Genomic DNA, 26,334 nt, shown 5'->3' on the forward strand with positions numbered 1-26,334 from the left:
TCAGCTCCCCGCCTTCAGCTTCTCCAACACCCACAACGCCACCTTGTCCGACGCCTTGCACGGCTCCTCGTAGTCCGGATGCGGCTTGTGACCGTGAGCAGCGACGGTGAAAGCCACAGAGTCGCCGATCCCCACCGCTGTATCGCAGGTACCGACCGGTGTCGGCTTTCCGGTCGGCGTCTTGTTGTCTGTGTTGAGCGCCGGATAGCCGCCGATCGTGGTCTCCGCGAAGTATCCGAAGTTCCGACTCTTGTAAGCGGGGCGCAGGCCGTCGCCCTTGGACATGAGCAACACTGAGAAACCGGTGTCCGCCACCCTGTCGGCGGTCCACCTGCACTCAGGTCCTAGAAGAGGGTGCTCGCCCGGCCTGCCCAGATCCGTGATGATCCCTATCGACATCAGTTGCTCCCGTGAGAGCAGTTCACAGGGCCTGGTGAGGTACTTGTCGTAGGACAGCGAGGGATTCGGGATCGGTGGCGGGAACCTTCCGTCGGGGCCTCGGACGACCTCCGCCGGTTCTCCCGGCGTGACCTGGCCGCATCCGGCCAGCACCAGAACACAGCACACCATCCAGCGCCGCATCACACCCCCCGACCGAACTTGCGACGATTCCGCTCCTCAGCGTCCCGATAGATCTTCAGAGAAGCCTCCAGCTTCTCGATCAGCCGGTCCAGCTGGTCGATTCCGCCCTGATTGGCCCAAGCGTAGCCACCAGGCTCGCGCCCCAGTCTCCGTTTGATCGCCTCCACCGCAGCGACGCTGTACGGGTCCTCAGGCATAGGCACATGCCCAAATCGGCCTTCTAGGTCGCGGAGTTCCAGCAGCTTGTCTCGCGCCTCGCGCAAGGCTCGAATGAGACGCGGGGCGCCGTCGGGGTCGACGGTGTAGCCGCCACCCGGCCCCACACCACCGATGCTGACCTGCGGTATCTCCGTCGACTCGACGTACGGGCCGCCGTGCTCGGCCCCCGGCGGCGTCCCTGATCCGGACATCGTCCAGCCCTCCCCCTGTGCGCTCCCCGCAAACAGGAAAGCAGATCGGGAGAATCAGCGGGACAGGAGCGCGGACAATTCGGCGAGGTCCACTCCGACAAGCGATTCGCGGAATATCCGGCGTTCGCCTGAATTCACGGGGACGTCGCAGGGAATCACCAGAACGGTGGCTCCTGAAGCGACTCCGGCGGTGACTCCGGTCGGGGAGTCCTCGACGACGACGCAGCGGGTGATGTCGACGCCGAGGCGGGCGGCGGCGGCGCGGTAGGGCTCCGGATCGGGCTTGGGGTTGGTGACCTCGTCGCCGCACACGGTGAGGTCGAAGTGCTCGCGGCCGATGGTGTCGAGCGCGATCTCGGTCAGCTCGCGGACGGTGGAGGTGACCAGCGCGGTGGGCACGCCGCTGGAGCGGATCGCGCGCAGCGCCTCGGGGGCGCCGGGGCGCCACGGCAGCCCGGCGGCGAACAGCTCGCCGGTGCGCGCGACGAGCCAGTCACCGGCCTCGGCGAGCGCGGCGGGCTCGGGTGGGAGGCCGAGGGCGGCGAAGAGCAGGCGCAGGGTGCGTTCCTGGTTGGAGCCGACCATCTCCGCCCTGGTCTCGGCGGACAGTTCGCCGCCGAGGCGGACCGCCAGCTCGGCAAGCGGGATGTCCCAGATCTTCTCCGAGTCCACGAGCGTGCCGTCCATGTCCCACAGCACGGCCGCCGGGCCGTCCACAAAGGACGGTCTGGTCACGGGGTTCTCCTCTACGCGTTGAAGTACTTGGCTTCGCGGTGGTGCAGCACGAAGGCGTCGGTGGACTGCTCGGGGTGCAGCTGGAGCTCCTCGGACAGCGCGACGCCGATCCGGCCGGGCTCCAGCAGGTCGACGAGCTTGACGCGGTCCTCCAGGTCGGGGCACGCGCCGTAGCCGAGGGAGTAGCGGGCGCCCCGGTAGCCGAGCTTGAAGAACTCCTCGACGCTGTCGGGGTCCTCCCCAGCGACCGTGCCGCCGTCGGGCCAGACGAGCTCCTCGCGGATGCGCTTGTGCCAGTACTCCGCGAGCGCCTCGGTCAGCTGCACGCCCAGCCCGTGCACTTCGAGGTAGTCGCGGTAGGCGTCCTTGGCGAACAGCTCGTTGGCGAAGTCGGCGATCGGCTGCCCCATGGTGACGAGGTGGAACGGCAGCACGTCCACCTCACCGGCGGCGACGGCCAGCTCACGCGGGCGGATGAAGTCGGCGATGCAGAGCCTGCGGTCGCGGCGCTGACGGGGGAACTCGAAGATGTGCCGCACGGGCGCGTCAGGACGCGGTTCGGTCAGCACGTGCACGGAGTTTCCCTCTGCCACAGCGGGGAAGTAGCCGTAGACGACCGCGGCGTGCTGGAGGATGTTCTCCGTTGCCAAGCGCTCCAGCCAGTACCGCAGTCGCGGGCGGCCCTCGGTCTCCACCAGTTCCTCGTAGCTCGGGCCGTCACCGCCGCGGCTGCCGCGCAGGCCCCACTGGCCGAGGAAGGTGGCGCGCTCGTCCAGCAGCGCCGAGTAGTCGGCGAGCGGAACGCCTTTGACCACACGGGTTCCCCAGAACGGCGGGGTCGGCAGCGGCAGGTCGACCGCCACGTCGGAGCGCCCGAGGTCGGCCGAAGGCTCAGGTGCCGCGGCCTTGCGCTGCTCGGCGATGCGGCGCGAGCGCTCGTGCCGGGCCTTGCGCTCGGCGGCCTTGGCCAGTTCTTCTTGGGAGAGAACGGGATCGGCGCCGCCGCGCTTGGTCGCCATGAGCGCGTCCATCAGCCGCAACCCTTCGAAGGCGTCCCTGGCGTAGCGGACGTCGCCCTCGTAGACCTCCGACAGGTCGTTCTCCACGTAGGAGCGGGTCAGCGCGGCGCCGCCGAGCAGCACGGGCCACCGCACGGACACCCCTCGGGAGTTCATCTCCTGGAGGTTCTCCTTCATGATCACCGTGGACTTGACCAGCAGCCCGGACATGCCGATCACGTCGGCCCGGTGCTCGGCGGCAGCGTCCAGGATGGTGCTGATCGGCTGCTTGATGCCGATGTTCACGACGTCGTAGCCGTTGTTGGACAGGATGATGTCCACCAGGTTCTTGCCGATGTCGTGCACGTCGCCCTTGACGGTGGCCAGCAGCAGCCTGCCCTTGCCGTCGTCGTCGGTGCGCTCCATGTGCGGTTCCAAGTACGCGACCGAGGTCTTCATCACCTCGGCGGACTGGAGCACGAACGGTAGCTGCATCTGCCCGGAGCCGAACAGCTCGCCGACGGTCTTCATGCCGCCGAGCAGCGTGTCGTTGATGATCTGCAACGCCGGACGCTGCTCCAAGGCCGCGTCGAGGTCGGCTTCGAGACCCTTGCGCTCGCCGTCGACGATGCGCCGCTCCAGCCGTTCGAACAACGGCAGCGCGGCCAGCTCCTGCGCGCGGGTCTCCTTGGAGGAGGAGGCGGTCACGCCCTCGAAGAGTTCCATGAAGCGCTGCAACGGGTCGTAACCCTCGCGGCGGCGGTCGTAGACGAGGTCGAGCGCGACCGCGCGCTGCTCGTCGGGGATGCGCGCCATCGGAAGGATCTTCGAGGAGTGCGCGATGGCGGTGGTGAGCCCGGCCTGGACGCACTCGTGCAGGAACACGGAGTTGAGCACCTGGCGCGCGGCCGGGTTGAGGCCGAAGGAGATGTTGGACAGGCCGAGGGTGGTCTGCACCTCGGGGAAGCGGCGGTTCAGCTCGCGGATCGCCTCGATGGTCTCGACGCCGTCGCGCCGGACCTCCTCCTGGCCGGTCGAGATCGGGAAGGTCAGCGTGTCCACCACGATGTCGCTGACGCGCATGCCCCAGTTCGTGGTGAGGTCCTCGATCAGCCGCGCGGCCACCCGGACCTTCCACTCAGCGGTGCGGGCCTGCCCCTCCTCGTCGATGCACAGCGCGACGACGGCGGCCCCGTGCTCGCGAACGTGCCGCATGATCCGTTGGAAGCGCGAGTCGGGACCGGCGCCGTCCTCGTAGTTCACGGAGTTGACGATGCTGCGCCCGCCGAGCCGTTCCAGGCCCGCGCGCAGCACGTCCGGCTCGGTCGAGTCGAGCATGATCGGCAACGTCGACGCGGTGGCCAGCCGCCCCGCCAGCTCCGACATGTCCTCGGTGCCGTCGCGGCCGACGTAGTCCACGCAGAGGTCCAGCATGTGCGCGCCGTCGCGGGTCTGCCCGCGCGCGATCTCCACGCAGTCCTCGATCTTGCCGGAGAGCATCGCCTCGCGGAAAGCCTTGGAGCCGTTGGCGTTCGTCCGCTCGCCGATCATCAGCACGGAGGAGTCCTGCTGGAAGGGCACCGCCTGGTAGACCGAGGACGCGCCCGGCTCGGGACGGGGGCGGCGACGCGCGGGAGTGAGGTCCTCGGCGATCTCCGCGATCGCGCGCACGTGCTCGGGGGTGGTGCCGCAACAGCCGCCGAGCAGGCGGACGCCGAACTCCGTCGCGAAGCCCGCGAGCGCCTCGGCCAGATCGTCCGCGCCGAGCGGGTACACCGCGCCCTCGGGGCCGAGCTGCGGCAGGCCCGCGTTGGGCATCACCGACAGCGGGACGCGGGAGTGCTTGGACAACTGGCGCAGGTGCTCGCTCATCTCGGCGGGCCCGGTGGCGCAGTTGAGGCCGATGAGGTCGATGCCGAGCGGTTCGAGGGCGTTGAGCGCGGCGCCGATCTCGCTGCCGACCAGCATCGTGCCGGTGGTCTCCACGGTGACGTGGGCGATGACCGGGACGGCGCGCCCTTCCTCGGCCATGGCGCGCTTGCAGCCGATGATCGCCGCTTTGGCCTGCAACAGGTCCTGGCAGGTCTCCACCAGCATCACGTCGACGCCGCCGACCAGCATGCCCTTGGCCTGCTCCTGGTAGGCGTCGCGGAGCTTGGCGAAGCGCACGTGGCCGAGGGTGGGCAGCTTGGTGCCGGGCCCGATCGAGCCGAGCACGAACCTGGGCCGCTCGGCGGTGGCGAACTCGTCGGCGACACCCCGCGCGATCCTGGCGCCTGCCTCGGCCAGCTCGAAGATCCGCTCCGGGCAGTCGTACTCGGCCAGGTTCGCCCAGTTCGCCCCGAAGGTGTTGGTCTCGACGGCGTCGGCCCCGGCCTCGAAGTAGGCGCGGTGCACCGAGGCCACGACCTCGGGCCGGGTCACGTTGAGCACCTCGTTGCAGCCCTCCAGCCCCTGGAAGTCCTCCAGGGTCAGCGGCCACGACTGCAACATGGTGCCCATCGCCCCGTCGCCGACCAGAACGCGCTGGTCAAGGACGTCGAGGAACGGCGATGCGACACGATCGGCCATACCCCGAGCGTAGTGGGAGCGCTCCGCCTAGGCCCACGCCGACAACACCGGCGTCCGCTGGCTGGGACAGAACGCGCTGAATGAGTCATTCGGGTACTTGAGCGCCCTCAATGACTCATTCAGTGCGTTGAGGTACCTCAATGAGTCATTCAGCGCAGAACGCGAGACGGGTTGTGGCGGCGGTGGCGGAAGTCGTCGGTGCGGGGTCGTAGGCTGGCGCGGTGACAGATCCAGACCTCACGACCGGCGCACACGGGGCCACCGGCGACCCGGGCGGGCTGCCGAAGCTGAACAACCCGGTGATGGTGGCGGCGTTCGAGGGGTGGAACGACGCCGGCGACGCGGCGAGCACCGCGATCGAGCACCTGCTGCTGATCTGGGACGCGTCCCCGCTCGCCGAGATCGACCCCGACGAGTACTACGACTTCCAGGTCAGCAGGCCGTCGGTGAAGAACGTCGACGGGGTGACCAGGCGGATCGAGTGGCCGACGACGCGGTTGTCGGTGTGCCGCCCGCCCGGCTCCGACCGCGACATCGTGCTCGTGCACGGCATCGAGCCGAACATGCGCTGGCGCGCCTTCTGCGCGGAGCTGCTGCACTACGTCAACGAGCTGGAGATCACCACGGTGATCACCCTCGGCGCGCTGCTGATGGACAACCCGCACACGCGCCCGGTCCCGGTGACCGGAACGGCCTACGACGCGGAGTCGGCGGCCAGGTACTCGCTGGAGCGCTCCCGCTACGAGGGGCCGACCGGCATCGTCGGGGTGTTCCAGGACGCGTGCGTGCAGTCCGGGGTGCCCGCGATCTCCTTCTGGGCCGCGGTCCCGCACTACGTCTCGCAGCCGCCCGCGCCCAAGACCACGTTGGCGCTGCTGCACCGCGTCGAGGACGTGCTGGACGTGGAGGTCCCGCTCGGCGCGCTGCCGGAGCAGGCGGAGGAGTGGGAGCAGACGGTCAGCGAGATGGCCGAGGAGGACGAGGACGTGCGCGACTACGTCCGGTCCCTGGAGGAGCGCGGTGACGAGGACACCAAGCTCACCGAGCTGAGCGAGGCCAGCGGGGACGCGATCGCCGCCGAGTTCGAGCGCTACCTGCGCAGGCGGTGGGGCGGGGACGGGCCTCCACGACCGGGTCTGTGAGGTCGTCCTGGCTCACGGCCGGGCTGTACGCGGGCGGGTTCCTGGGCCCCTTCGGCGGCGGCGTGGTCACCGCGATGCTGCCCGAGCTGGGCGAGGCGTTCGGCGTCTCGGCCGGAGCGGCTTCGGCGTCGCTGACGGTCTACATGATCCCGTTCGCCGCGCTCATGCTGGTGTCGGGCACCTACGGCGAGCGCTGGGGCGCCCGGCGCACCGTGGTGCTGGCGTACGTCGTGTACACGGCGGCGTCGGTGTGTTGCGCGCTCGCCCAATCCGAGGCGTTGTTCCTCGCGGGGCGCGCGGTGCAGGGCGCGGCGAACGCGTTCACCACACCGTTGTTGCTGTCGGCGGTCGCCGCGGTCACCGCGCCGGAGCGGCTCGGCCGGGCGTTGGGGTGGTTCGCCTCGATGCAGGCGGCGGGGCAGACGTTCTCGCCGTTGGTGGGCGGGCTCGCGGCGGAGCTGTCGTGGCGCTTTGCCTTCGTCGGAGTCGCTGTCGTAGCGGCGGTGCTGGCCGTTCTCGGTGTGCCGCAAGGGGAATCGACGAGCCGACCGAGCCTGCGCAGCGCGTGGCGGCCTCGGGTGCTGCGCTCCGGTTTCGTCGCGATGGTGTGCTGGGGCTGCCTCGGCGGACTGTCCTTCTTGGTCTCGCTGCGGCTCGTGGACACCTTCGAGCTGAGCGCGGGAGCCCGGGGCGCGCTGCTGACCGGTTTCGGCGTCTGCGGGTTGCTGACGGCGCGCGCGGTCGGCCGGGCGGTCGACCGCTTCGGCTCGACGCGGTGCGTTCTGGTGGGCGCGCTCGTCGGCGGCGTGCTCGTGGTGGCCGTCGGAGTGCTGCCGTGGCTGCCGACGGTCGCGCTCGCGTGGGCGTTCGCGGGCACGGCCACGCAGCTGATGTTGGTCGGCCTCAACGCGATCGTGCTGACCTCGCACGGCGGCAACCGGGGCGGAGCGATCTCGGTGTTGCAGTCGTTGCGCTTCCTCGGCGGAGCCCTCTCCCCCGCCGCGCTCGTCCCGGTCTACCAGCTGAGTCACGGCGCGGCGTTCGTGCTGCCCGCCGTGGTGCTCGCGATCAGCGCCCCCGCCGTGCTGCCGCGCTCCGACAGTCCTTGACGGTCACCAAGCCGTGGCGAAAGTAGGCTTGGCGGGTGGCGAGGGGCTCGGACACCAGACAGCGCATCCAGGCGGTCGCGCGCGATCTCTTCCGCCGCAACGGCGTGCAGAAGACCAGCCTCCAGGCCATCGCCGCCGAACTGGGCATCACCAAACCCGCGCTGTACTACCACTTCGCCTCGCGCGAGGAGCTGGTGCGCAGCATCGTGCAGCCGCTGATCGAGGACGGCGAGGCGTTCCTGCGCGAGCAGGAGAAGCGGACCGAGGTGGACCAGCGCGCGCTGCTGGAGGGCTACTTCGACTTCCACTTCGAGCACCGCGACCTGATCGTGCTGGTGCTCAGCGAGATGCCCACGCTGGCCGAGCTCGGCATGATCGAGATCGTGCTGACCTGGCGTCACCGACTGGCGGAGCTGCTGTTCCCGCCGACGCCGGACCTGGCCCAGTCGACCAGGGCGGTCATGGCGCTCGGCGGGCTCCAGGACTGCACGATCCAGTTCCCGGACGTGCCCAGGGAGCAGCTCCGCGAAGCTGCGGTCACCGCGGCGGTCGCGACGCTAACCGGATGACGGCGCTAACAGGATGACGGCGCTGACCGGATGATCTCGTGCACGGCGGCGGCGACCACCTCGGGGCGGTCGAGGCCGAGCAGGTGATCAGCGCCGCCGACGACCTCGTGCCTGCCGAGCGTGCTCACGGCGGCGAGGTCGGCGTGCGCGGCGAGCAACCGAGCGGCGGCGCGCCCGGTTCCGATAGCGGAGGCGGCGGTCAGCACGGTCCACGGAATCGCGAGCGGAGTACTTGATGACGCGCGCATCTTTTCCAGTTCACGAATCCGCGAGGGATAACTGGCGAACTCAGCGAGAAAATCAGTGAGGAGACCGGAATCGGCGAAACGGGCGCGCGCGGCCACGGGATCGGGATCGGGAGCGGAGAGGGTGCCGAAGGTCATCATCAGCGCGCGCAGCGCCGGGCCGAGCCGCCGCGCCAGGCCGGGGTGCCGCCGCACCGTGTCGCGTCGCACCCACCCGCGCACAGCCTTGGTGAAGGAGTCGTCGACGGCGGTGCTGCCGGGCGGCTCAGGGCTCGGGTCGACGAGCACCACACCTGCCGTCAGCTCGGGGTGCGCCCGCGCGTACGCCTCGACGGTCATGCCCGCCATCGAGTGCCCTACCAGCACGAACGGCACTTCGGGCGCATGGCGGAGGCGGAGCCGTTCGAGCGCGGCGACGCACTCGCGGAGCGGGAGGCCGCCGGGGGTGAACTCGAAGGCGACGCCCGCGACACCGGGTTCCAGCAGCCGTGAGACCGGGTTCCAGTCGGAAGCGAGTCCGCCGAGCCCGGAGCACAGCGCGACGGCCGCACGCACGGGCTCGCCGGTGACGTCGACGCGGTCGAGGACTCGGTCCCCGAAGCGACCGAGTTCCTCGGAATGTGAGCGGGCGCTGCTTCCCATTCCGCTAGTCTCGCCCACGAAGTGACCGTTCAACGAGCTGGAGAAGTCCGAACATGGGCCGAGAATCCGCCGACAACTCCGCCGCGACCGGAAATCGGGCGGCCGTGACAACGGCGGAGAAGCCCCAGCGCGGCAGCAGGCCGCCGCGCCACGAGGTGCCCGCGTGGAAGCACACGGCGGCCACGATCATCGCGACGGTCGTGGAGCTGGGCGCGCTCTGCTCGCTGGTGCTCCTGCTGCTCGGCGACGACTACTCCGACGTCGGCGACGCCATCCGCAGCGTCTTCGACTACACCGGGCTCCCGGTGGACGCCAACATCTTCATCGTCCTCGTGCTGGTCGTGCTCGGCGCCGCACTGCGCAGGCGCAAGCGGGCCGCGCTGTGGGTGCTGGTGCTGTTCCAGGTCCTCTACGTGGTCGTCTACAACGCGATCGTGGCGCTGATCTGGCTGTACCTGCTGGCCATCGGCGATGCCACGGTGTCGGAGGAGGACCTCCAGGAGCTGGCCGTCTCGGACACGCTCTGGGACCTGGTGATGGCCAACCTGGTCAGCATCGGGATCATCGTGCTGCTGATGGTGCTGCGCCCCGCGTTCCCCGCGCGGCTCAACGAGGGCGCGGGCTGGCGGGCGCTGGGCTCGCTGGCCATCGGCATGGTCCTGGTGACGCTGATCGGCTGGGGCCTCGCGCCGTTCGCGGCCTCCACGCCCCCGGGCACGTTGGAGCAGCTGCTCTGGTCCTTCAGCCAGGTCACAGGCAACTGGATCCCGATCGACCAGATCGGCATCGACCAGGCGTCCTCGTCCTGGCTGACCTTCCTGCTGGACCTCGGCGGAACCCTGGTCGGCGCCTACGCGTTGGCCCGCTTCCTCCGCTCCGCGCGCAGCAAACGACTGCTGTCCCAGGAAGAAGAGCTGGCGCTGCGCGAGCTGCTGGCCGAGCACGGCGACGGCGACTCGCTCGGCTACTTCGCCACGCGCAGGGACAAGTCCGTGGTGTTCGCGCCCTCCGGCCGCGCCGCCGTGACCTACCGCGTGATCGGCGGCACCTGCCTGGCCAGCGGCGATCCCATCGGCGACGAGGACGCGTGGCCCGCGGCGATCAACGCGTGGCTGGCCGAGGCCTACAGCTACGGCTGGGTTCCCGGCGTGCTCGGCGCGAGCGAGGAGGGCGCGCACGCCTACACCGAGGCCGGGCTCAAGGCGCTGGAGATCGGCGACGAGGCGATCCTGGACGTCCGCGACTTCACCCTCACCGGCCGGGAGCGCCGAGGCGTGCGGCAGGCGGTCAGCCGCGTGGAACGCGCCGGGTACACCTCCCGCGTGCGCAGGCACGGCGAGATCCCGGACGAGGAGATGGACCAGCTGATCGCGGCGGCGCGGGCGTGGCGCGGCGAGGCGACCGAGCGCGGTTTCTCGATGGCACTGGGCAGGCTCGGCGATCCCTCCGACGCGCGCTGCGTGATGATCGAGGCCTACGACGCCGACGGCGCCCTGCGCGGGCTGCTCTCGTTCGTGCCGTGGGGCCGCACGGGCCTGTCGATGGACCTCATGCGCCGCGACCGCGCCGCCGAGAACGGGCTCAACGAGTTCATGATCTGCGAGCTGGTCGAGGCTGGTGGACGGCTCGGCGTGCAGCACATCTCGCTGAACTTCGCGATGTTCCGCGCGGTCTTCGAGGAGGGCGCGCGCATCGGCGCCGGACCCGTGCTGCGGCTGTGGCGGTGGGCGCTGAGCTTCGCGTCCCGGTTCTTCCAGCTGGAGTCGCTGTACCGGTCCAACGCGAAGTACGGGCCGAAGTGGGACCCGCGTTTCCTGTGCTACCGCAGCGCACGGCAGCTCGCGCGGGTCAGCCTCATCGCCGGCGTCGCGGAGGGCTTCGTGCCGAGCAGGCGCGCGCTGCTGCGGCCGAGCATCGCGCGGCGCGAGCTGCACACGCCCGAGGTGGCCGAAGCCTTCGTGCAGCAGGTGCACGCGATCGAGGAGCGCGTTCGCGAGCCGAAGTCCTCGCGGCGCCTGCCGGAGCAGGTCCGTGTGCGGCGGGACAAGCTCGACCGGCTGCGGGCGGAGGGCGTCGACGCCTACCCGGTCGGCTTCACGCGCGGCTGTTCGCTGGGCGAGGTGCGCGAACGCGCCGGCGAGCTGGCTCCGGACACCAGGACCGGCACGCGGGTCAGCGTCGCGGGCCGGGTCGTGGCCAAGCGCGAGGTCGGCAGGCTGTGCTTCGCGGTGCTGCGCGACTTCACCGGCGAGTTGCAGCTGATGCTCTCCGAGGACCAGCTCGGCGCGGACCGGCTGACGGCGTGGAAGGCCGCGATCGACCTCGGCGACCAGGTCGGCGTCGAGGGCGAGGTGATCACCTCCAAGCGCGGTGAGCTGTCGGTCTCGGTGACCGAGTGGATGATCACCGCGAAGTGCCTGCACCCGTTGCCGGACAGGCGCAAGGGGCTCGCCGACGCCGAGGCGCGGGTGCGCAGGCGCTACCTGGACCTGGTGGTCAACGACGAGGCGCGGACCATGTTGCGCGCACGGTCCACAGTGGTCAGAACGCTGCGGGATTCCTTGCACACCAGGGGTTTCCTCGAAGTCGAGACGCCGATGTTGCAGGCCGTGCACGGCGGGGCGACCGCACGGCCCTTCGTCACCCACATCAACGCCTACGACATGCGGATGTACCTGCGGATCGCGCCGGAGCTCTACCTGAAGCGGCTGTGCGTCGCCGGGGTGGACCGGGTCTTCGAGCTGAACCGCAACTTCCGCAACGAGGGCGCGGACGCCACGCACAACCCCGAGTTCACGATGCTGGAGGCGTACCAGTCCTACGCCGACTACAACACCATGCTGCACACCGTCCGCGAGCTGATCCAGGAGGCGGCCGTCGCCGCGCACGGGGCTCAGGTGGCGCGGCACGTCAACCCCGACGGCACCGTCACCGAGCACGACATCAGCGGTGAGTGGCCGGTGATCGGCGTGCACGAGGCGCTCGCGCGGCGGTTGGGCGAGGACATTACGCCGGACACCCCGTTCGAGGACCTGCGCAAGCACTTCGACGCGGCGGGCGTGCCGTTCCAGGACGGGTGGAGCCGCGGCAAGTACGTGGTGGAGGCCTTCGAGCACCTCGTCGAGGGGCAGACCGTGCGGCCGACGTTCTACCGCGACTACCCCACCGACGTGTCGCCGCTGACCCGCCAGCACCGCGAGGACCCCCGGCTGGCCGAGCGGTGGGACCTCATCGCGTTCGGCGCGGAGATCGCCACCGCGTACTCCGAGCTGACCGACCCCGTCGAGCAGCGCGACCGGCTGCAGTCGCAGTCGATGAAGGCGGCCAGCGGTGACGTCGAGGCCATGGAGCTGGACGAGGACTTCCTGCGGGCGCTGGAGTACGGCATGCCGCCCACCGGCGGGCTCGGGCTCGGCGTCGACCGGCTGCTGATGATGTTGTGCGGCGGCACGATCCGGCAGACCGTGCTGTTCCCGTTCGTGCGCCCAGAAGGCTCGTCGGTATGACGCGGTGGTTGCTCCTGCTCGGCACGCTCGTGTACTCGGCATGGCTGCTGGAGTTCGTGCTGCCCAACGACTTGAGCCTGCTGCACAGTTATGTGTCCGAGCACATGGCGGGCGGGCAGCCGTACCGCTTCCTGTTCCGCACCACCGACGTCATCGCGGGCACTCTGTTCGTGGCCGCCGCGTTCTCGTTGCGGCACAAGCTCCTTCGCGTGGGGCTCGCGGTGTTCGGCGGGGTGACGGTGCTCGACGCGCTCGTACCCCTGGACTGCGCGCCGAGCATCGACCGCGCGTGCCGCCAGCGCGAGATCGACAACACCGTCTCGCTGTCCCACGAGATCCACCAGGCGTCGAGCGTGCTCGTGTTCTTCGGCATCGTCACCGCCGTGATCGGCCTGCTGGCCCTCCGAAAAACCCTTGGCCCCCAAGCACGTTTCATCCTGTGGGCGTGCTTCGCCGTCCTGGTCGTCAGCGGCCTCCTGTCCGCGATCCTCGTCGGCGGCCCCTGGGCGGGCATCGTCCAACGGGTCCAACTCGTCGCCACCAACGCCGCACTCCTGCTGACCGCCGTAACCCTCCCGGCACGAACGCCCCCTTTGGTGCGTCAGAAGCCCTGAACGACCCGTTTGGGTACTTGAGCGCACTAAACGACCCGTTCAGCGCGCTCAACGCACCAATCGGGCCGCTCGCGGGGTGGCACGTGATGGCCGAGCAGTGCTCAGCAGAGGCCGATGTACCAGGCGTTGGTGACCTGCGGCCAGGTGCCGAGGACGGAGCGCCCGGGCTTGACGCAGGCTGTGTAATCCCTGCCCCACGCCACATCGACGTCGATCTTGACCTTGGTCGGGCCGCAGTGCGAGTAGTACGCGTAGGTCTCGTCGTACCAGTAGCCGCACGGCTCGGCGGCAGCGGTGGCCGTGGGAGCCACGAGGCCCGCCGCGACGATCGCGAGCGCGGTGAGGAGTCGCACGCTCAGCACCCCCCGACGTACCAGGCGTTGCGGATCTTGCGCTCATGGACCTTAAGCCCGAGAAGGTTGAGCCCGGGGTGGGCGCAGATGTCGTAGTCGAAGTCGTGGAAGACGTCGACGTGGACCTTCACGTGGCCCGAGGCGCAGTGGTTGTAGTGGAAGCCGTAACCGGACTCGTAGTAGCCGCACGGCTCGGCGGCGGCCGTCCCCGGGGCCACGAGGGTCATCGCGGCCAGGGAGAGAGCAGCCGCGGCTGTCGCTCGAATCTTCATGCAGCGCAACGTAAGCAGCGGCCCTGAAATCCTGATGAAAGGGAGAACCGCTCGCGAAAGCCGGGACTGAAGAACTCAGGCGAAGAGGTTGTAGAAGCCGAACAGCCACCCGGAGCCCACGATCAGGCCAGCCAGCAGCAGGCCGCCCACGATGCCGAAGAGCACATCACCCGCACTGGTGGGGCGGTAGCACTCGGGGCAGTAGCAGCTCTCCGCCGGACGCGTGATGTGCGCGGGACGCGCGGGCGGCCTACGACGCTGCGGGACGCGGGCGGCGGGGCCGTATCGGTAAGCGTGCACCGGAGCGCTCATCGCGTGTCCTCCCCCTGGAAACCCCATCAAGTGATCACTCTCAAGACGTGGTCTTACCCAGGACGGTTGCGTGTCAAGCGTCTCGTAACAAGATCGTTGCCGCACGCAACCCACCTCGCAACCGAAACGGCGCCCGCCGCGAGGAAACGCGACGGGCGCCGAACGGGCGAGAACTACAGCGCGATGCCGAGCAGCGCGTCGACGGCGTCGCGGACGAGAGCGGGGGCGCCCGCGTCGGTACCGCGCCGGGTCAGCGCCTCGGCCACCCAGCCGTCGACGGCGGCGAGGGCGCGCGGGGTGTCGAGGTCGTCGCCGAGGTGGTCGCGCAGGCGCTGCACGAGAGACTCGGCGGACGGGCCCTCAGGCAGCGACACGGCCTCGCGCCACCGGATCAGGCGCTCCTCGGCGGAGGACAGCAGCTCGGCGCTCCACGAGCGATCTGAGCGGTAGTGATCAGCCAACAGCGCCAGGCGCACCGCCATCGAGTCGACCTCGTCGGCGCGCAGCTTGGACACGAAGACGAGGTTGCCCTTGGACTTGGACATCTTCTCGCCGTCGAGACCGATCATGCCGCTGTGGCTGTAGTGCCGCGCGAACGGCGCCTGGCCGGTCAGCTGCTCGGCGTGCGCGGCGCTGAACTCGTGGTGCGGGAAGATCAGGTCGGAGCCGCCGCCCTGCACGTCCACGGTCGCGCCGAGGCGGTTGACGGCGATCGCGGTGCACTCGATGTGCCAGCCGGGGCGGCCGGGGCCGAGCTCGCCGTCCCACGAGGGCTCGCCCTCGCGCGCGCAACGCCACAGCAGCGCGTCGAGCGGGTGCCGCTTGCCGGGCCGGTCGGGGTCGCCCCCGCGCTCGGCGAAGTACTTGAGCATGGTCGGCTCGTCGTAGTTGGACTCGGAGCCGAAACGCCCGGTGGCGGTGTGGTCGAAGTAGATGTCCGGGTGCTCGTCGTCCAGCCGGTAGGCCGCGCCGGAGGCGAGGAGCTTGGCGACGGCCTCGACGATCTCCGGGATGGCCGCGACGGCGCCGACGTACTCGCGCGGCGGCACCACCCGCAGCGCCTCCATGTCCTCGCGGAACAGCGCGGTCTCGCGCAGCCCGAGCACCACCCAGTCCTGTTTGTCCCGCTTCGCCCGCTCCAGCAGCGGATCGTCGATGTCGGTGACGTTCTGCACGTAGTGGACCTCGTGGCCGTTGTCCAGCCAGACGCGGTGCACCAGGTCGAAGGCGAGGTAGGTCGCCGCGTGCCCGAGGTGGGTGGCGTCGTACGGGGTGATCCCGCAGACGTAGAGCTTGGCCACCTGCCCCGGCGAGGTCGGCCTGACCTCGGCGGACGCGGTGTCGTAGAGCCGAAGCGGGCGGGGCGTGCCAGGCACGCGCGGAACCGGGACGGATGACCAGGGTTGCATGATTACGACCCTAGACAGTTACCTGGCTCATTAACCACTCAAGTACCTGGCTCATTAACCACTCAAGCCGCCCGGCTCGTCGTCCGAGCGCCGCCGCCGAGCCGGTTCCGCGCGCCACAGCTTCCCTGGCCACCACACGGCCCGCCCGATGTGGATGGTCAGCGCGGGCACGAGCAGCGACCGCACGACCAGGGTGTCGAGCAGCACACCGAAGGCCACCAGGAACGCCAGCTGCGCCAGGAACAGCAGCGGGAGCACGGCCAGCGCCGCGAAGGTCGCCGCGAGCACCACACCGGCCGAGGTGATCACACCGCCGGTCACGGTGAGCCCGCGCAGCGCGCCGGTGACGGTGCCGTGCTTGATCGTCTCCTCGCGCACCCGCGTCATCAGGAAGATGTTGTAGTCGATGCCGAGCGCGACGAGGAACACGAAGGCGAACAGCGGCACGCTCGGATCGGCGCCGCGCCAGCCGAGCAGGTGCTCGAAGATCAGCCCGCCGACGCCGAGCGTGGCGGCGAAGGACAGCACCACCGTCGCGGTCAGCAGCAGCGGCGCCAGCAGCGAGCGCAGCAGCAGCGCGAGCACGATGACGATCACCACGAGCACCGCCGGGATGATCACCCACCGGTCCCGCGAGGACGCCTCCTGCACGTCGTACTGCAACGCCGTGAAGCCGCCGACCTTGGCATCGGCACCCGGGACCCTGTGCACCGCCTCGCGCAGCGCCTGCACGGCCGCGACGGACTCCGGCGAGTCGGCGGGCGCGGAGAAGGTGGCGAAGATCTGCACCTTCCCGTTGACCACCTTGGGCTTGAGCGCGGTCACGTCGGCGGGCGGCGGGGCGCCGGGCGGCAGGTCGAAACCGAGGGTGACGTCGGCGATGCCGGGCACCTTGGCCGCCGCCATCACCGCCGGAGCCGTCTGGGCGTTGGCGATGATCGCGGCCGGGCTGCCGATGCCGCCGGGGAAGTGCGCCGAGAGCGCCTTCTGACCGGCCACGGACTCGACCTTGGTGAGGAAGAGGTCGGTCTGCGAGGTGCCCGCCGCCTTGAACTGCGGCAGCAGCGCGGCCCCGCCGAGCAGCACGAGCGCGGTGATCATCCAGGTGAGCCGGGGCCGGTTGCCGACGGCGGCGGCCACGCGCGCCCAGGAGCCGTGCTGCTCGACGTCGGTGGGCACCTTGGCGTGCTTGCCGGTGACCGCCATCGGCCGGAACGGCCAGAACGCGACCCGGCCGAAGATCACCAGCACCGCGGGCAGGAAGGTCAGCGAGGCCAGCAGCGACATCACGATGCCGGTGGCCGCGACCGGGCCCAAGCCCCGATTGGAATTCAGTTCCGACAGCAGCAGGCACAGCAGGCCGAGCACCACGGTGCCCGCGGAGGCCAGGATCGGCTCGAAGGACGCGCGGTAGGCCTTGCCCATCGCGGTGTAGGGCGAGGCGTGCCTGCGCAGCTCCTCGCGGTAGCGGGCGACCAGCAGCAGGGCGTAGTCCGTCGCGGCACCGAATACCAGGATGAACAGGATGCCCTGGCTGGAGCCGGAGAGCGTGAGCACCTCGTTGGCGGCCAGCTCGTAGACCACGAAGGTGGAGCTGGCCAGCGCGAGCCCGGCGGAGGCCAGCACCAGCAGCGGCAGCAGGGGGCTGCGGTAGACGACCACGAGGATCAGCGCGACCACGGCGGCGGTCACCCCGAGCAGCAGTTCGTCGATGCCCTTGAAGATGTCGGCGAGATCGCCCAGCAGACCGGCGGGACCGGTGATGTAGGCGTTGAGCCCGGCGGGCAGGTTCTTGCCGACGATCTCGCGCAGCTCACCGATGGCCCTGGCCAGCTTCGCGCCGTCCTGGGCGTCCAGCGCGGCGACGGCCTGCACCGCCTTGCCGTCCTTGGCCAGGTCGGGCGGGGAGATCTGGCCGTTGATGCCGGGCAGCGCGGCGAGCTGGACGAGCCGCTCCTGCACCGCGTTCTGGTCGGTCATCGTCAGCCCGGCCGGGCGCTCGAAGACCAGCACCGCGGGCAGCACGCGCTTGTCGGAGAACGCGGCCTGGAGATCGGTCGCCTCGGTGGACTCCGCGCTCGCGGGCAGGAAGGAGGCGTTGTCGTTCTTCTGCACTTCGGCGAGACGGCTCTGGAACTGGCCGCTGAACGCGCCGAAGACCAACCAGGCGAGGACCATCAGCGTGGGCAGCACCCACCGCCATCGCGGTCTTCGCTGCTTTTCGACCTCCACGGGGGAAGTCCTCCCCTCCGGTGCGCCACGAGTGTCTCCGGACGCCCATCATGCCGTGTGATCAACTGTTCCGCGCAATGACACGGCGACCTTTCGAGTTGTCCTACGTGGACAGTCGCCGGTTTCTCAGGTAGTCCGACACCACCGCGGCACCGAGACCGTCCGTCGTGGGCGCGAGTACGCGGCCCCCGGTGCGGCGCGCCACGGTGTCCACGAACGCCTCCAGCCTGGGGTTCTCCCCCAGCATGAACACGGTGATCCCCGCGCCGCGCCTGGCGAGCGCGTCCACCTCGACCATGGTCTTGGCGATGGTCTCGGGCCGTGGCGGGTAGTCGAAAACGGCTTCGCCGTCGGGTTCGAGGTGCGCGGTGGGTTCGCCGTCCGTCACAACGAGTACGACCGGATGCGCGTCGGGATGCCGCCGAAGGTGGCGTCCTGCCAGCATCAGCGCGTGGTGCAGGTTGGTCCCCTGCTCGTGAGTTCCTTCCAGCGCCGTGAGTTCTCCGATGTCCACGCTCATCGCGTGCCTGCCGAAGGTGATCAGCTGGAGCTCGTCGGTGCGAAAACGCGTGCGCACCAGGTGGTGCAACGCGAGCGCGGTGCGCTTCATCGGCACCCACCGGCCGTCCTGGACCATCGACCACGACGTGTCCACGCACAGTGCCACGACCGCCCGTGAACGCTGCTCCGTCTCGGCGATCTCCACGTCCGCGACGTCGATCGTCAGCGCCTCACCGGTTCCCGCCGTGCGCAGGACGGCGTTTCCCACCGTGCGCGACGCATCCCACGGTTCGGTGTCGCCGAAGCGCCATGGCCTGGTGGAACCGGTCCGCTCCCCTGCCGCGCCCGCGCGGTTGGCGTCGCGTTCGCCGCGCGCTCCGCGCAGCTGGCCGAGCACATCACGCAACGTGTCTTCGCCCAGACGGCGCAACGCCTTGGGGCTCAACCGGAGGTCCCCGTCGGGGCCGCGCTCCAGCATTCCCTGCGCGCGCAACTGCCGCTCCAGCTCGGCGAGCGCCTTAGCGTCCACAGTGGACTGTTCGCCCAGATGCCGCTCCAGCAGCTCGGAGTCGATGTCCTCCATGCGCGCGCCCGGGTGCGCCTGCGCGAGCTGCTCGGCGAGCTGGTCGAGTTCTCCCAGCTCCTGCAACGCCTCCGTGGCCTCGGAGAGCCCCATCGCCTGGTCGCCGCGGAAACGCCCGCGTCCCGACCAGTCCTCGCCGGGGCGCAGTGCGCGCAGTTTGTCGTCCACTTTGGACAGTGCTTCGGCCAGCCGAGGGTCGCCGAAGGCCTGCCGCGACAGCTCGGCCAGCTCGGCGCGCTGCTGCGGCGTCATCGAGTTCAGCAGCCGTTGTGCCGCCGCCGAGCGCGCCGCGAGCAGGTCGATCAGCTCGTCCACCGTGCGCGGGTTCTCCGGGAAGAACTCCCCGTGCTCGCGCATGAACTCCTGGAAGCGCGACGGCGTATCGGCACGCCCCTGCGCATGCGCGCTCAGCAGGAGGTCGAGGTCGGCCAGCATCTCGCGGACGCGCTCGGAGACAGTGCTGGAATCCCCACCCGCCCGTGCCTGCTTCAGCGCCTCACTCATACCCTTGAAGCGCTGCTCCACCATCTGCTGGCCGAGCAGCTGCTGGATCTCCTGGTAGGCCTCAGCGGCATCCGCCGAACGCCAGTCGTAGTCGGCCAGTTCGCGCACGGCCCCGCCGACGTTGTCGGACACCATGTCCAAGCGCATCTGCCGGAACCGCGCGTCCTCTCCGCTGTCGGCGTCCAGCGCGCGGCGCTCCGCCTGCAACGCCCGGTCGAGCAGCCGCTTGGCCTCCTGCACGGTCCCGTCGAGCCGGTGCCTGCGCTGCAACGCCGCACGTCGCTGCCACACCTGCCGGGTCAGTTCGTCCAGTCCGCGAGTGCCGGGCACGCCCTGGCGCAGCAGCTCGCGCAGCGCGGACTCCGGCGAGGACCCCGCCATCACCTCGCGGCTGATCTCCGCCAGCGCCGCGCGCAGGTCCGGCGGGGGCGCGAGTGGGTCGCGCCCACCGTCCCACGCTCCGTACCGGTAGCTACCGGGCTCAGCCATGGCCACCTCCCTGTCCCAGGCTGCCACGCCCGGCCAGTCCGCGACCACGTGCGTTCCCGGCGAGGTTCGCGGGCAACCCCGGGGTGTCAATCAAGGACCAACCGGGTGATGATGGGCGGAGCATGCACAACGCCAGCGGCTGCGCCGCGCTCGCCTCCGCCGAACCGCTCGCCGGGACCGCCCCGGTCGCGGCGAGCTGGCTCTGCGTGGAGCAACCCGGCCCGTGGGGTGCTGACGCGCTGGTGGACAGCCATCTCGACCCCGGGATCGGAGCCCAACTGGTACGCCGTGCCAACGAGGCCGGTCACCGCGTCGTGCTGATCCGCCGTCCGGGACGCCATCCCGACATGCACCGCCCGCGCCCACGCCGGGTGTACCTGGCCTCGACAAGGCCCGACGCGATGTGGCTGTTCAAGCACACGGTCGAAGGTCCGGAGGACCTGCTGGAACTCGATCTCACCCGGCCCTTCGGCGAGCGGATCACCGAGCCGTTGCTGCTGGTGTGCACCAACGGCAAGCGTGACCGCTGCTGTGCGTTGCTCGGTCGTCCGATCGCGGCGGACCTGGCGGCCGAGTACGGCGAGTCCGTCTGGGAGAGCACGCACACCGGCGGTCACCGCTTCGCGCCAGCGATGGTCGCTCTGCCGACCGGCTACGTGCACGGCAGGCTCGACGCCACGCAGGCTCGCGACCTCCTGAAAGCGACCGCCGCCGGGGAGATGGTGGTGCAGGGCTGCCGGGGCCGGGCGACGTGGAGCCCGATCGGCCAGGCCGCCGAGCTGGCCGTCCGCTCCGCGATCGGTGATGTCACGGCGAACTCGCTCTCCGTCGCGGCGGAGTCGGCGGACTCGGTGACCGTCGAGCACGTCGACGGCCGGCGGTGGCGGGTTCGGATGATCGTCACAGAGCTGCCCGCGTGGCCGAACAGCTGCGGCAAGATGGCCACGGCGGGCTCGGCCTTCTCCTGTTCCGGCTTGGAGCTCGTCTCCGGCTGAGCAGGGGGCGCGATGACGAGGACCGGCAGAGCGCTGCTCGTCGGCGGGATCGCGGTGTTCGTGGCGGCGGTGCTGGGACTGGTGCTCAGCGGGCACTCGGTTCTGCGGTACTCCGCCGATCACGACCGGACGCGGGCGCTCTGGCAGCTGTGGGCGCCGGTCACGGTCGCGCTGCTGGTAGCGGTGCTGCTGGCGCCGAAAAAACCGGCGGTCGATCCGTTCACAGGGACAGACCCGCGCACGCTCGCCGTGCGGACGTGGAGCCTGGTGGTACTGGGTGCCGCGTTCGCGGCGGGCTACTACGTGTCCCCGCGCGGTGATCTGTGGTTCCTGGGCCTGAAGGTGGCCCTGCTGCTGGTGATCCCGCTCGCCGTCGTCCGGGTCACCTGGCGGGAGTGGTCCACTGTGGACCTTCAAGGCCGGTGGCTGCGCCCGCTGCTGGTCGTGACCGTCTACATCGGACTGATCACGGTGCTGACGCCGTGGAGCGGGAGCGCGGCGCCGATCGCCGTGCTGGCAGTGGTGTTCCTGGTGAACGCAGTGCTGGAAGAGGTGTTCTACCGGTTCTGGCTGCAAACCAGGCTGGAGTCCCTGTACGGACGGTGGCCCGCGATCGTCGTCGCGTCGCTGCTGTGGGCGGTCTGGCACGTGGGAATCCAGGGCGGCGGCGGGCTGCCGCTGGACCTCGCCTCAGTCGTGGCCAACCAGGGGGTCACCGGGCTCCTGCTCGGCTACCTCTGGTCGCGGCACCGCAACCCCTGGATGCTGATCCTGGCGCACGGGCTCGTCAACGCTCCCCCGGCCATGCTCATCGCGCTGTTCTGACGCACTGGGGACAGCGGCACTGGGGACAGCGGCGTCGAACAGGCCGCGGCCGAGGTCCCGGGAGTCGTCGAGGCCGAGCTTGCCGAGCGCGTCCTCCGGCAGGGCGAGCATGGAGATCGACACACCCAGGAAGTAGGCGTCCAGCAACGCAGCGTCGCGCGGGGTGGTGTCGAGCCCGGCCGAACGGTGCACGGCGATGACGCCCTCGGCGTTGGCCCGGACCATGTCGCCGAGCGCCTCGCGCACCTCGGGGCGGCGCACACCTTCCAGGTACAGCTCGAAGAGCGCCAGCGTCTGGGTGCGGTCGCCGTGCACGGCGCGCGTCAGCATCGCCGGGTACAGCTCGCGAACCTGGTCCGGGCGGACTCCGGCGGGTGTGGTGTCGCGCAGCACCTGCACCGCGGCGCTGTGCTCGTCGGCCATCCGACGCGCGGCCGCAATGAGCAGCGCGTTGCGCGTGGGGTAGTAGTTCTTGGTGGTGCCAAGGGGAACCTGGGCCTCGCGGTCCACCGCGCGGTGGGTGAGGCCACGGCCGCCTTCCCTTGCCAGCACATCGATCGCCGCGTCCGCGAGCAGTTCGCGGCGTGAGTGTGCGCGTGCTCCAGAAGCCATGTCCGTCCCCGACCCGACCACCACAACAGCGGTACCCTAACTGTGGTGTGACCTGCGCGGCCACTCGAAGTGATCTCGCCGACTCGGAAACCGGGTCGTGCGCGCGCCGTCGATGTGCCAGGGTCTGCGCCATGTCCGCCTCCCCGAACACCCTGTCGCGCTGGCAGTTCGACCTCACCTGGTCACTGTTCGAGTTCCACCTCGGCCTCCTCGACGACACGGATTTCCTGTGGGAGCCCGGAAAAGTCTGCTGGACAGTGCGCGAGGGCGAGGACGGCGTCTGGCGGCCGGACTGGGACGAGAGCGAGCTGGACCCGATCCCCGTGCCCACGATCGCCTGGCTCACCTGGCACATCGGCTGGTGGTGGAGCACCGCGATCGACCACGCGCGCGGCCGCACCCCGCGCGAGCGCGTCGACGTGACGTGGCCCGGTGACGGCGCGGCGGCCGTGGCGTGGCTGCGCGAGCTGCGCACGGAGTGGCTGAGCGTGCTCGACGACCTCACCGAGGAAGATCTTGACGCCGTGGCACCGTTTCCGTGGCCGAGCGACCCCGAGCACCGCGTCGCGCACATGGTCGCGTGGGTGAACGCGGAGCTGATGAAGAACGTCGCCGAGATCGGCCAGCTCCGCCTCCTCAAAGCGTCCTTTGTAGACAGTTAGTGGACAGTTGGTGAACGGTCAGCCGGTCATTGCCACGTCCGGGGCGCCCGCCGTGCCGACGAGGGAGTTTCCGAGCAGCACCAGGCGCAGTCCGCACACGCACCGCACGTAGCGGACCGCGCCGGTCGAGGTGTGGTGCGAGGAGGCGACGGCGGGACCGGCTCCGTCGGCAGGCCATCCGCAGTTCGGGCAGGTCACCGCGTCCGGGATCTCATTGCGCTGCATGCCCCCAGCCTGCTGTCATGGGCTAGTGCACATCAACCCTTACGGCAGTGACAAGGCGTCGCTCGCGGTCGGGCTGGTCAACGCCGACCCCTTCACCGACCCGCCCGCGATGGGTGAGCTGCTGCGGCACTACAAGACGACCAGGCCCGAGGTCGACGCCCAGGAGACCGCTGAACTCCTTGCGTGGGCGGCAAAACTGCGCGTCGTCTTCGAGGCGACCGACCTCGACGAGCGCATCGAGACGCTCAACCTGCTGCTCGGCGAGGCCGCCATTCAGCCGACCATCGCGCGCCACGAAGGCGAGATGACGCCGCACCTGCACTATTCGCTCGACACCGACAGCACCGTGAAACGGGTGAAGGCCCGCACCGCCACCGGCCTCGCGCACGTGGTGTGCGCCTCCGGCGGCGGTCGGCTCGGCTGCTGCGCCCGAGACGGCTGCACCACCGTGTTCATCGACACCTCGCGCAACGGCCGCAGGCGCTTCTGCTCGACCCAGTGCGCCAACCGGATCTACGTGGCCGACCACCGCGCCCGCCGCCGCACCTGACCCCCGCCCGGGGTTCCGCAGTCTTCAAGACCGGCAAACCCCGGCTGCCACGATCGCTAACGACGGCAAACCCAGCGACTTGCAGGACGGCCTCTAGCGGGGGCGGAGGACGAGGCGGGCACCGAGGCCGATCGCCGCGCACAGCACGGGCAGCAGGATGAGCGCGAAGGGCAGCGTGACCACCTCCGACAAGCCGCCGATCACCGTGGGCCCCAACAGGAAGCCGGGCCACGCGATCGCCGAGACCGCCGCGATGGACTGCGCCGGGTGGCGCTCCGGCAGCTCCGCCGAGCTGGAGAACACCACCGGCACCGCGCACGCCACGCCAAGGCCGAGCGCGGCGAAGCCGAGCAGCGCCGCCCACGGCTGAGCCACCGCGAGGCCGACGGAGAACACGACGGCGGCCAGCACCGAGAGTCCACCGACGACCATGCGCGGGCCATGTCGAGCGACCCACCGGTCACCGAGCCCGCGTCCGACGAACATCGCGACCGCGAACACCGAGTAGCCGGCACCGGCGAAGGATGCCGAGGTGTCGAGCCAGTCGCGGAGGTAGATCGCCGCCCAGTCCGCCGCAGCACCCTCGCACAGCAGCGCCGCGAACATGAGCGCTCCCAAGGCAAGCAGCCGCCCGTCGCGCAGAACGTCGCGGGTGCGGACCTTCGCGTGAGCGTCGGCCTCTCCGACGTGGTCGCCGCCGAGCAGCACGCGGTTCACCCCGAACACCACGGCGATGAGCACCGCGCCCAACACGAGCATCTGCACGGTCAAGCCGACGTTTGCACCCACTGCAAGCGCTCCCACGCCGGCCCCGACGAAACCGCCGAGGCTCCAGAAACCGTGGAAGCTGGACATGACCGGACGGTCGTAGTGCCGCTCGACGAGCACGGCCTGTGCGTTCATCGCCACGTCGAGCGCGCTCTGGAACGCACCCCACACCATCAGCGCGAGGAACAGCGCCACGCCCGAGTCCGCGATGCCGAGAAGGAACGACACCCCGCCGTAGCCCAGCGCGGTGACCATCATCATCGGCCGGCTGCCCCACCTGGCGATCATCGGACCGGCCACCAGGATCGCCAGCAGCGCGCCGACGGGAGCGCCGAGCAGAAGCAGGCCGAGCATGCCGTCACCCACGCCGAGCCGTTCCTTGACCAGCGGGATGTGCGGGGTCCACGCGGCGAACAGGCCCGCGTGCACGCCGAAGACGAGCGAGGTCGCCCGCCGCGCGGTCCTCGGCGGCGCGGCCGCGACGGGAGATCCGGGGGCGTCAGGCAAGGTGAACCTCCACACCGGCCTCGCGGAACCGGTCGAGTTGCTCTGCTGGCGCGTCCCGGTCGGTGACCAGGACGTCGAGGTCGGTGATCGGGCAGACCCGGCCGAAGGCGACGCGGCCGAGCTTGGCCGAGTCGGTCACCGCGACCACCCTCGCGGAGGCGCGGATCGCCGCCTGCTTGGTCTCGGCGTCGCACAGGTCGAACGCGCTGACCCCGTCGGCGGCGGTCAGCCCGCACACGCCGAGCACGACGGTGTCGAAGCGCATCCGTTCGAAGGCGCTCCTGGTCAGCGCGCCGTGGAACGCCAGCTCGCGCGGGCTCACCTCACCGCCCGGCAGTACCAGCCGCATCCCCGCACCCTCGGCGAGGACGTTGGCCACGTGCAGGGACAACGGCAGCACGGTGAGCCTGCGGCCCAGGATCGCGCGCGCGACCTCCAGCGTGGTGGTGCCCGCGTCGATCACCACGCTCTCGCCGTCGTCGAGCAGCTCGGCCGCGACCTTGCCGACGCGCTGCTTCACCTCCAGCTGCTGCCGGGCGCGCACGCCGTACGGAGCGCCCTCGCCGCTGAGCGTGCTGACCGCGCCTCCGCGCACCCGGCGCAGCAGCCCGTCGCGCTCCAGCACGTCGAGGTCGCGCCGGACGGTCATCTCCGAGCAGCCGGTCAGCTCGGCCAGCTCGGAGACCTCCACGCGGTCCCGCTCGCGCAGCGCGCCCGCGATCAGGTCATACCGTTCCGAACTTTCCACATGTTCATACGAACACACCTCCTGTTCGATCCGCAAGATCCCACCGGAGCTCGGGCCGCGCGTAGGGCACCTTCGGCGGCTTCGGCCGCACGGTCCCGACCCGGCGCGCGCCCGTGCGCAGGTAGAAGCCCTCGGCGGGCGGGTGCGAGACCACGCGCACCGACGCCAGCCCCAGCTCCCCCGCCCGCTCCAGCATGTGCCGCACCAACCGCGCGCCCAGCCCGCCGCCCTGCGCCTCGTCGGCCACGAACAGCAGGTCCAGCTCAGCGCCACCCGGGTTCGAGCCGCCGGGGACAAGGCTGTAGCACCCGAGAACCCGCCCGCCCCCGTCCTCGGCCAGGAAGGTCACCGTCGACTCCACCTGCGCTCCTGTCACCGCGTAACCGTCCAAAATGGACTCGTAACGGCCCTGGTAGGCCGATGACGCGTGCACCAATTCGGTGATCGCCTCCGCGTCCGCCGCCCGCGCCGGGCGGATCCGCAATTCCCGCATGGCACTGACGGTACGAGCGACCCCTGACACTCACGGTTGCTCACGTCTGCCACCTGCGAAGGCGACAGTCAGCATTCCGGCGCCCGGCCCTGACCGGCGCCACCGCCGAAGAGGGCCCTCTCGACGTCTCTGGGCGCGCAGTGCGCCGGTCTCCGCTTCGCCGCCCCGTTC

Annotated in this window: 24 protein-coding genes and 1 pseudogene; 9 read left to right on the forward strand and 16 right to left on the reverse strand. The window is 70.4% G+C overall.

Going from position 1 to position 26,334, the window contains the following annotated elements; genetic code table 11:
* The 4 genes from ABD798_RS34885 to metH are packed head-to-tail and all read right to left on the reverse strand — an operon-like array spanning position 1 to position 5,296.
* Positions 1–552, reverse strand: a complete 552-nt coding sequence (locus ABD798_RS34885; RefSeq protein ID WP_344885066.1) for a DUF3558 domain-containing protein — start codon at positions 550–552, stop codon at positions 1–3.
* Between the two features lie 29 nt (positions 553–581).
* Complete coding sequence (locus ABD798_RS34890; protein WP_344885069.1) at positions 582–992, reverse strand: hypothetical protein; 411 nt, start codon at positions 990–992, stop codon at positions 582–584.
* A 54-nt stretch (positions 993–1,046) separates the two neighbouring features.
* Positions 1,047–1,727, reverse strand: coding sequence for an HAD family hydrolase (locus tag ABD798_RS34895; RefSeq protein ID WP_344885072.1), 681 nt, complete (start codon positions 1,725–1,727; stop codon positions 1,047–1,049).
* An 11-nt stretch (positions 1,728–1,738) separates the two neighbouring features.
* A complete protein-coding gene (metH, locus tag ABD798_RS34900) occupies positions 1,739–5,296 on the reverse strand; it encodes a methionine synthase (protein ID WP_344885075.1) in 3,558 nt (1,185 codons plus the stop codon).
* 221 nt (positions 5,297–5,517) lie between these two features.
* Between metH and ABD798_RS34905 the strand changes: the two genes are divergently transcribed.
* From ABD798_RS34905 to ABD798_RS34915, 3 genes are read left to right on the forward strand one after another with little or no spacing between them, the layout of a single operon-like run.
* On the forward strand, positions 5,518–6,438 hold the full coding sequence (locus ABD798_RS34905) for a PAC2 family protein (RefSeq protein ID WP_425549321.1): 921 nt from the start codon (positions 5,518–5,520) through the stop codon (positions 6,436–6,438).
* Positions 6,435–7,547, forward strand: coding sequence for an MFS transporter (locus ABD798_RS34910; RefSeq protein WP_344885078.1), 1,113 nt, complete (start codon positions 6,435–6,437; stop codon positions 7,545–7,547). Before ABD798_RS34905 ends, ABD798_RS34910 begins: the two co-directional genes overlap by 4 nt.
* A gap of 35 nt (positions 7,548–7,582) precedes the next feature.
* Positions 7,583–8,116, forward strand: coding sequence for a TetR/AcrR family transcriptional regulator (locus ABD798_RS34915; protein ID WP_344885081.1), 534 nt, complete (start codon positions 7,583–7,585; stop codon positions 8,114–8,116).
* Positions 8,117–8,121: 5 nt separating this feature from the next.
* On the opposite strand, the gene ABD798_RS34920 is transcribed toward ABD798_RS34915, so the two are convergent.
* On the reverse strand, positions 8,122–9,003 hold the full coding sequence (locus tag ABD798_RS34920; protein WP_344885084.1) for an alpha/beta fold hydrolase: 882 nt from the start codon (positions 9,001–9,003) through the stop codon (positions 8,122–8,124).
* 53 nt (positions 9,004–9,056) lie between these two features.
* Here ABD798_RS34920 and lysX point away from each other — a divergent pair, with 53 nt between their 5' ends.
* Together lysX and ABD798_RS34930 are read left to right on the forward strand one after the other, a co-directional pair.
* Positions 9,057–12,509 carry a bifunctional lysylphosphatidylglycerol synthetase/lysine--tRNA ligase LysX gene (gene lysX / locus ABD798_RS34925; RefSeq protein ID WP_344885087.1) on the forward strand — a complete coding sequence of 1,151 codons (3,453 nt, stop codon included), beginning with the start codon at positions 9,057–9,059 and terminating at the stop codon, positions 12,507–12,509.
* Complete coding sequence (locus tag ABD798_RS34930) at positions 12,506–13,123, forward strand: DUF998 domain-containing protein (protein WP_344885089.1); 618 nt, start codon at positions 12,506–12,508, stop codon at positions 13,121–13,123. Before lysX ends, ABD798_RS34930 begins: the two co-directional genes overlap by 4 nt.
* A 101-nt stretch (positions 13,124–13,224) precedes the next feature.
* Here the strand turns inward: ABD798_RS34930 and ABD798_RS34935 are convergent, their stop codons facing one another.
* From ABD798_RS34935 to ABD798_RS34960, 6 genes are all read right to left on the reverse strand, one after another.
* Positions 13,225–13,476 (reverse strand): DUF6355 family natural product biosynthesis protein, encoded by a 252-nt coding sequence (locus ABD798_RS34935; RefSeq protein WP_344885093.1) that lies wholly within the window; start codon positions 13,474–13,476, stop codon positions 13,225–13,227.
* 2 nt (positions 13,477–13,478) lie between these two features.
* Positions 13,479–13,748, reverse strand: coding sequence for a DUF6355 family natural product biosynthesis protein (locus ABD798_RS34940; protein ID WP_344885096.1), 270 nt, complete (start codon positions 13,746–13,748; stop codon positions 13,479–13,481).
* Between the two features lie 75 nt (positions 13,749–13,823).
* Positions 13,824–14,060, reverse strand: coding sequence for a hypothetical protein (locus tag ABD798_RS34945; RefSeq protein ID WP_344885100.1), 237 nt, complete (start codon positions 14,058–14,060; stop codon positions 13,824–13,826).
* A 173-nt stretch (positions 14,061–14,233) separates the two neighbouring features.
* On the reverse strand, positions 14,234–15,469 hold the full coding sequence (gene mshC, locus ABD798_RS34950) for a cysteine--1-D-myo-inosityl 2-amino-2-deoxy-alpha-D-glucopyranoside ligase (RefSeq protein ID WP_344885103.1): 1,236 nt from the start codon (positions 15,467–15,469) through the stop codon (positions 14,234–14,236).
* A gap of 54 nt (positions 15,470–15,523) precedes the next feature.
* Positions 15,524–17,647, reverse strand: a complete 2,124-nt coding sequence (locus ABD798_RS34955) for an MMPL family transporter (protein WP_344885520.1) — start codon at positions 17,645–17,647, stop codon at positions 15,524–15,526.
* Between the two features lie 157 nt (positions 17,648–17,804).
* A complete protein-coding gene (locus ABD798_RS34960; protein WP_344885106.1) occupies positions 17,805–19,778 on the reverse strand; it encodes a VWA domain-containing protein in 1,974 nt (657 codons plus the stop codon).
* A gap of 122 nt (positions 19,779–19,900) precedes the next feature.
* Between ABD798_RS34960 and ABD798_RS34965 the strand changes: the two genes are divergently transcribed.
* Both ABD798_RS34965 and ABD798_RS34970 read left to right on the forward strand, forming a co-directional pair.
* A complete protein-coding gene (locus ABD798_RS34965; protein WP_344885109.1) occupies positions 19,901–20,773 on the forward strand; it encodes a ferredoxin family protein in 873 nt (290 codons plus the stop codon).
* Between the two features lie 12 nt (positions 20,774–20,785).
* Positions 20,786–21,508: pseudogene (locus ABD798_RS34970) on the forward strand (CPBP family intramembrane glutamic endopeptidase); the annotation flags it as partial.
* Here ABD798_RS34970 and ABD798_RS34975 read toward each other — a convergent pair.
* Positions 21,464–22,210 carry a TetR/AcrR family transcriptional regulator gene (locus ABD798_RS34975; protein WP_425549322.1) on the reverse strand — a complete coding sequence of 249 codons (747 nt, stop codon included), beginning with the start codon at positions 22,208–22,210 and terminating at the stop codon, positions 21,464–21,466. The pseudogene ABD798_RS34970 and the gene ABD798_RS34975 sit on opposite strands and share 45 nt — an antisense overlap.
* A 131-nt stretch (positions 22,211–22,341) precedes the next feature.
* On the opposite strand from ABD798_RS34975, the gene ABD798_RS34980 reads away from it, so the two are divergent.
* Entirely contained in the window at positions 22,342–22,872 is a 531-nt protein-coding gene (locus tag ABD798_RS34980) for a DinB family protein (RefSeq protein ID WP_344885115.1), read from the forward strand.
* An 18-nt stretch (positions 22,873–22,890) separates the two neighbouring features.
* Here the strand turns inward: ABD798_RS34980 and ABD798_RS34985 are convergent, their stop codons facing one another.
* On the reverse strand, positions 22,891–23,097 hold the full coding sequence (locus ABD798_RS34985; RefSeq protein ID WP_344885118.1) for a hypothetical protein: 207 nt from the start codon (positions 23,095–23,097) through the stop codon (positions 22,891–22,893).
* A gap of 25 nt (positions 23,098–23,122) precedes the next feature.
* Here ABD798_RS34985 and ABD798_RS34990 point away from each other — a divergent pair, with 25 nt between their 5' ends.
* Positions 23,123–23,647, forward strand: a complete 525-nt coding sequence (locus ABD798_RS34990; RefSeq protein ID WP_344885122.1) for a CGNR zinc finger domain-containing protein — start codon at positions 23,123–23,125, stop codon at positions 23,645–23,647.
* 93 nt (positions 23,648–23,740) lie between these two features.
* On the opposite strand, the gene ABD798_RS34995 is transcribed toward ABD798_RS34990, so the two are convergent.
* From ABD798_RS34995 to ABD798_RS35005, 3 genes are read right to left on the reverse strand one after another with little or no spacing between them, the layout of a single operon-like run.
* On the reverse strand, positions 23,741–24,922 hold the full coding sequence (locus ABD798_RS34995; protein WP_344885126.1) for an MFS transporter: 1,182 nt from the start codon (positions 24,920–24,922) through the stop codon (positions 23,741–23,743).
* A complete protein-coding gene (locus tag ABD798_RS35000) occupies positions 24,915–25,670 on the reverse strand; it encodes a DeoR/GlpR family DNA-binding transcription regulator (protein WP_344885129.1) in 756 nt (251 codons plus the stop codon). The genes ABD798_RS34995 and ABD798_RS35000 overlap by 8 nt, the downstream gene beginning before the upstream one ends.
* A gap of 4 nt (positions 25,671–25,674) precedes the next feature.
* The gene (locus tag ABD798_RS35005) at positions 25,675–26,163 is read right to left on the reverse strand and encodes a GNAT family N-acetyltransferase (protein ID WP_344885132.1); all 489 of its coding nucleotides are present in this window, start codon (positions 26,161–26,163) and stop codon (positions 25,675–25,677) included.
* Positions 26,164–26,334 lie beyond the last annotated feature (171 nt).

This window comes from Allokutzneria multivorans (assembly GCF_039537405.1).
Lineage (GTDB): Bacteria > Actinomycetota > Actinomycetes > Mycobacteriales > Pseudonocardiaceae > Allokutzneria > Allokutzneria multivorans.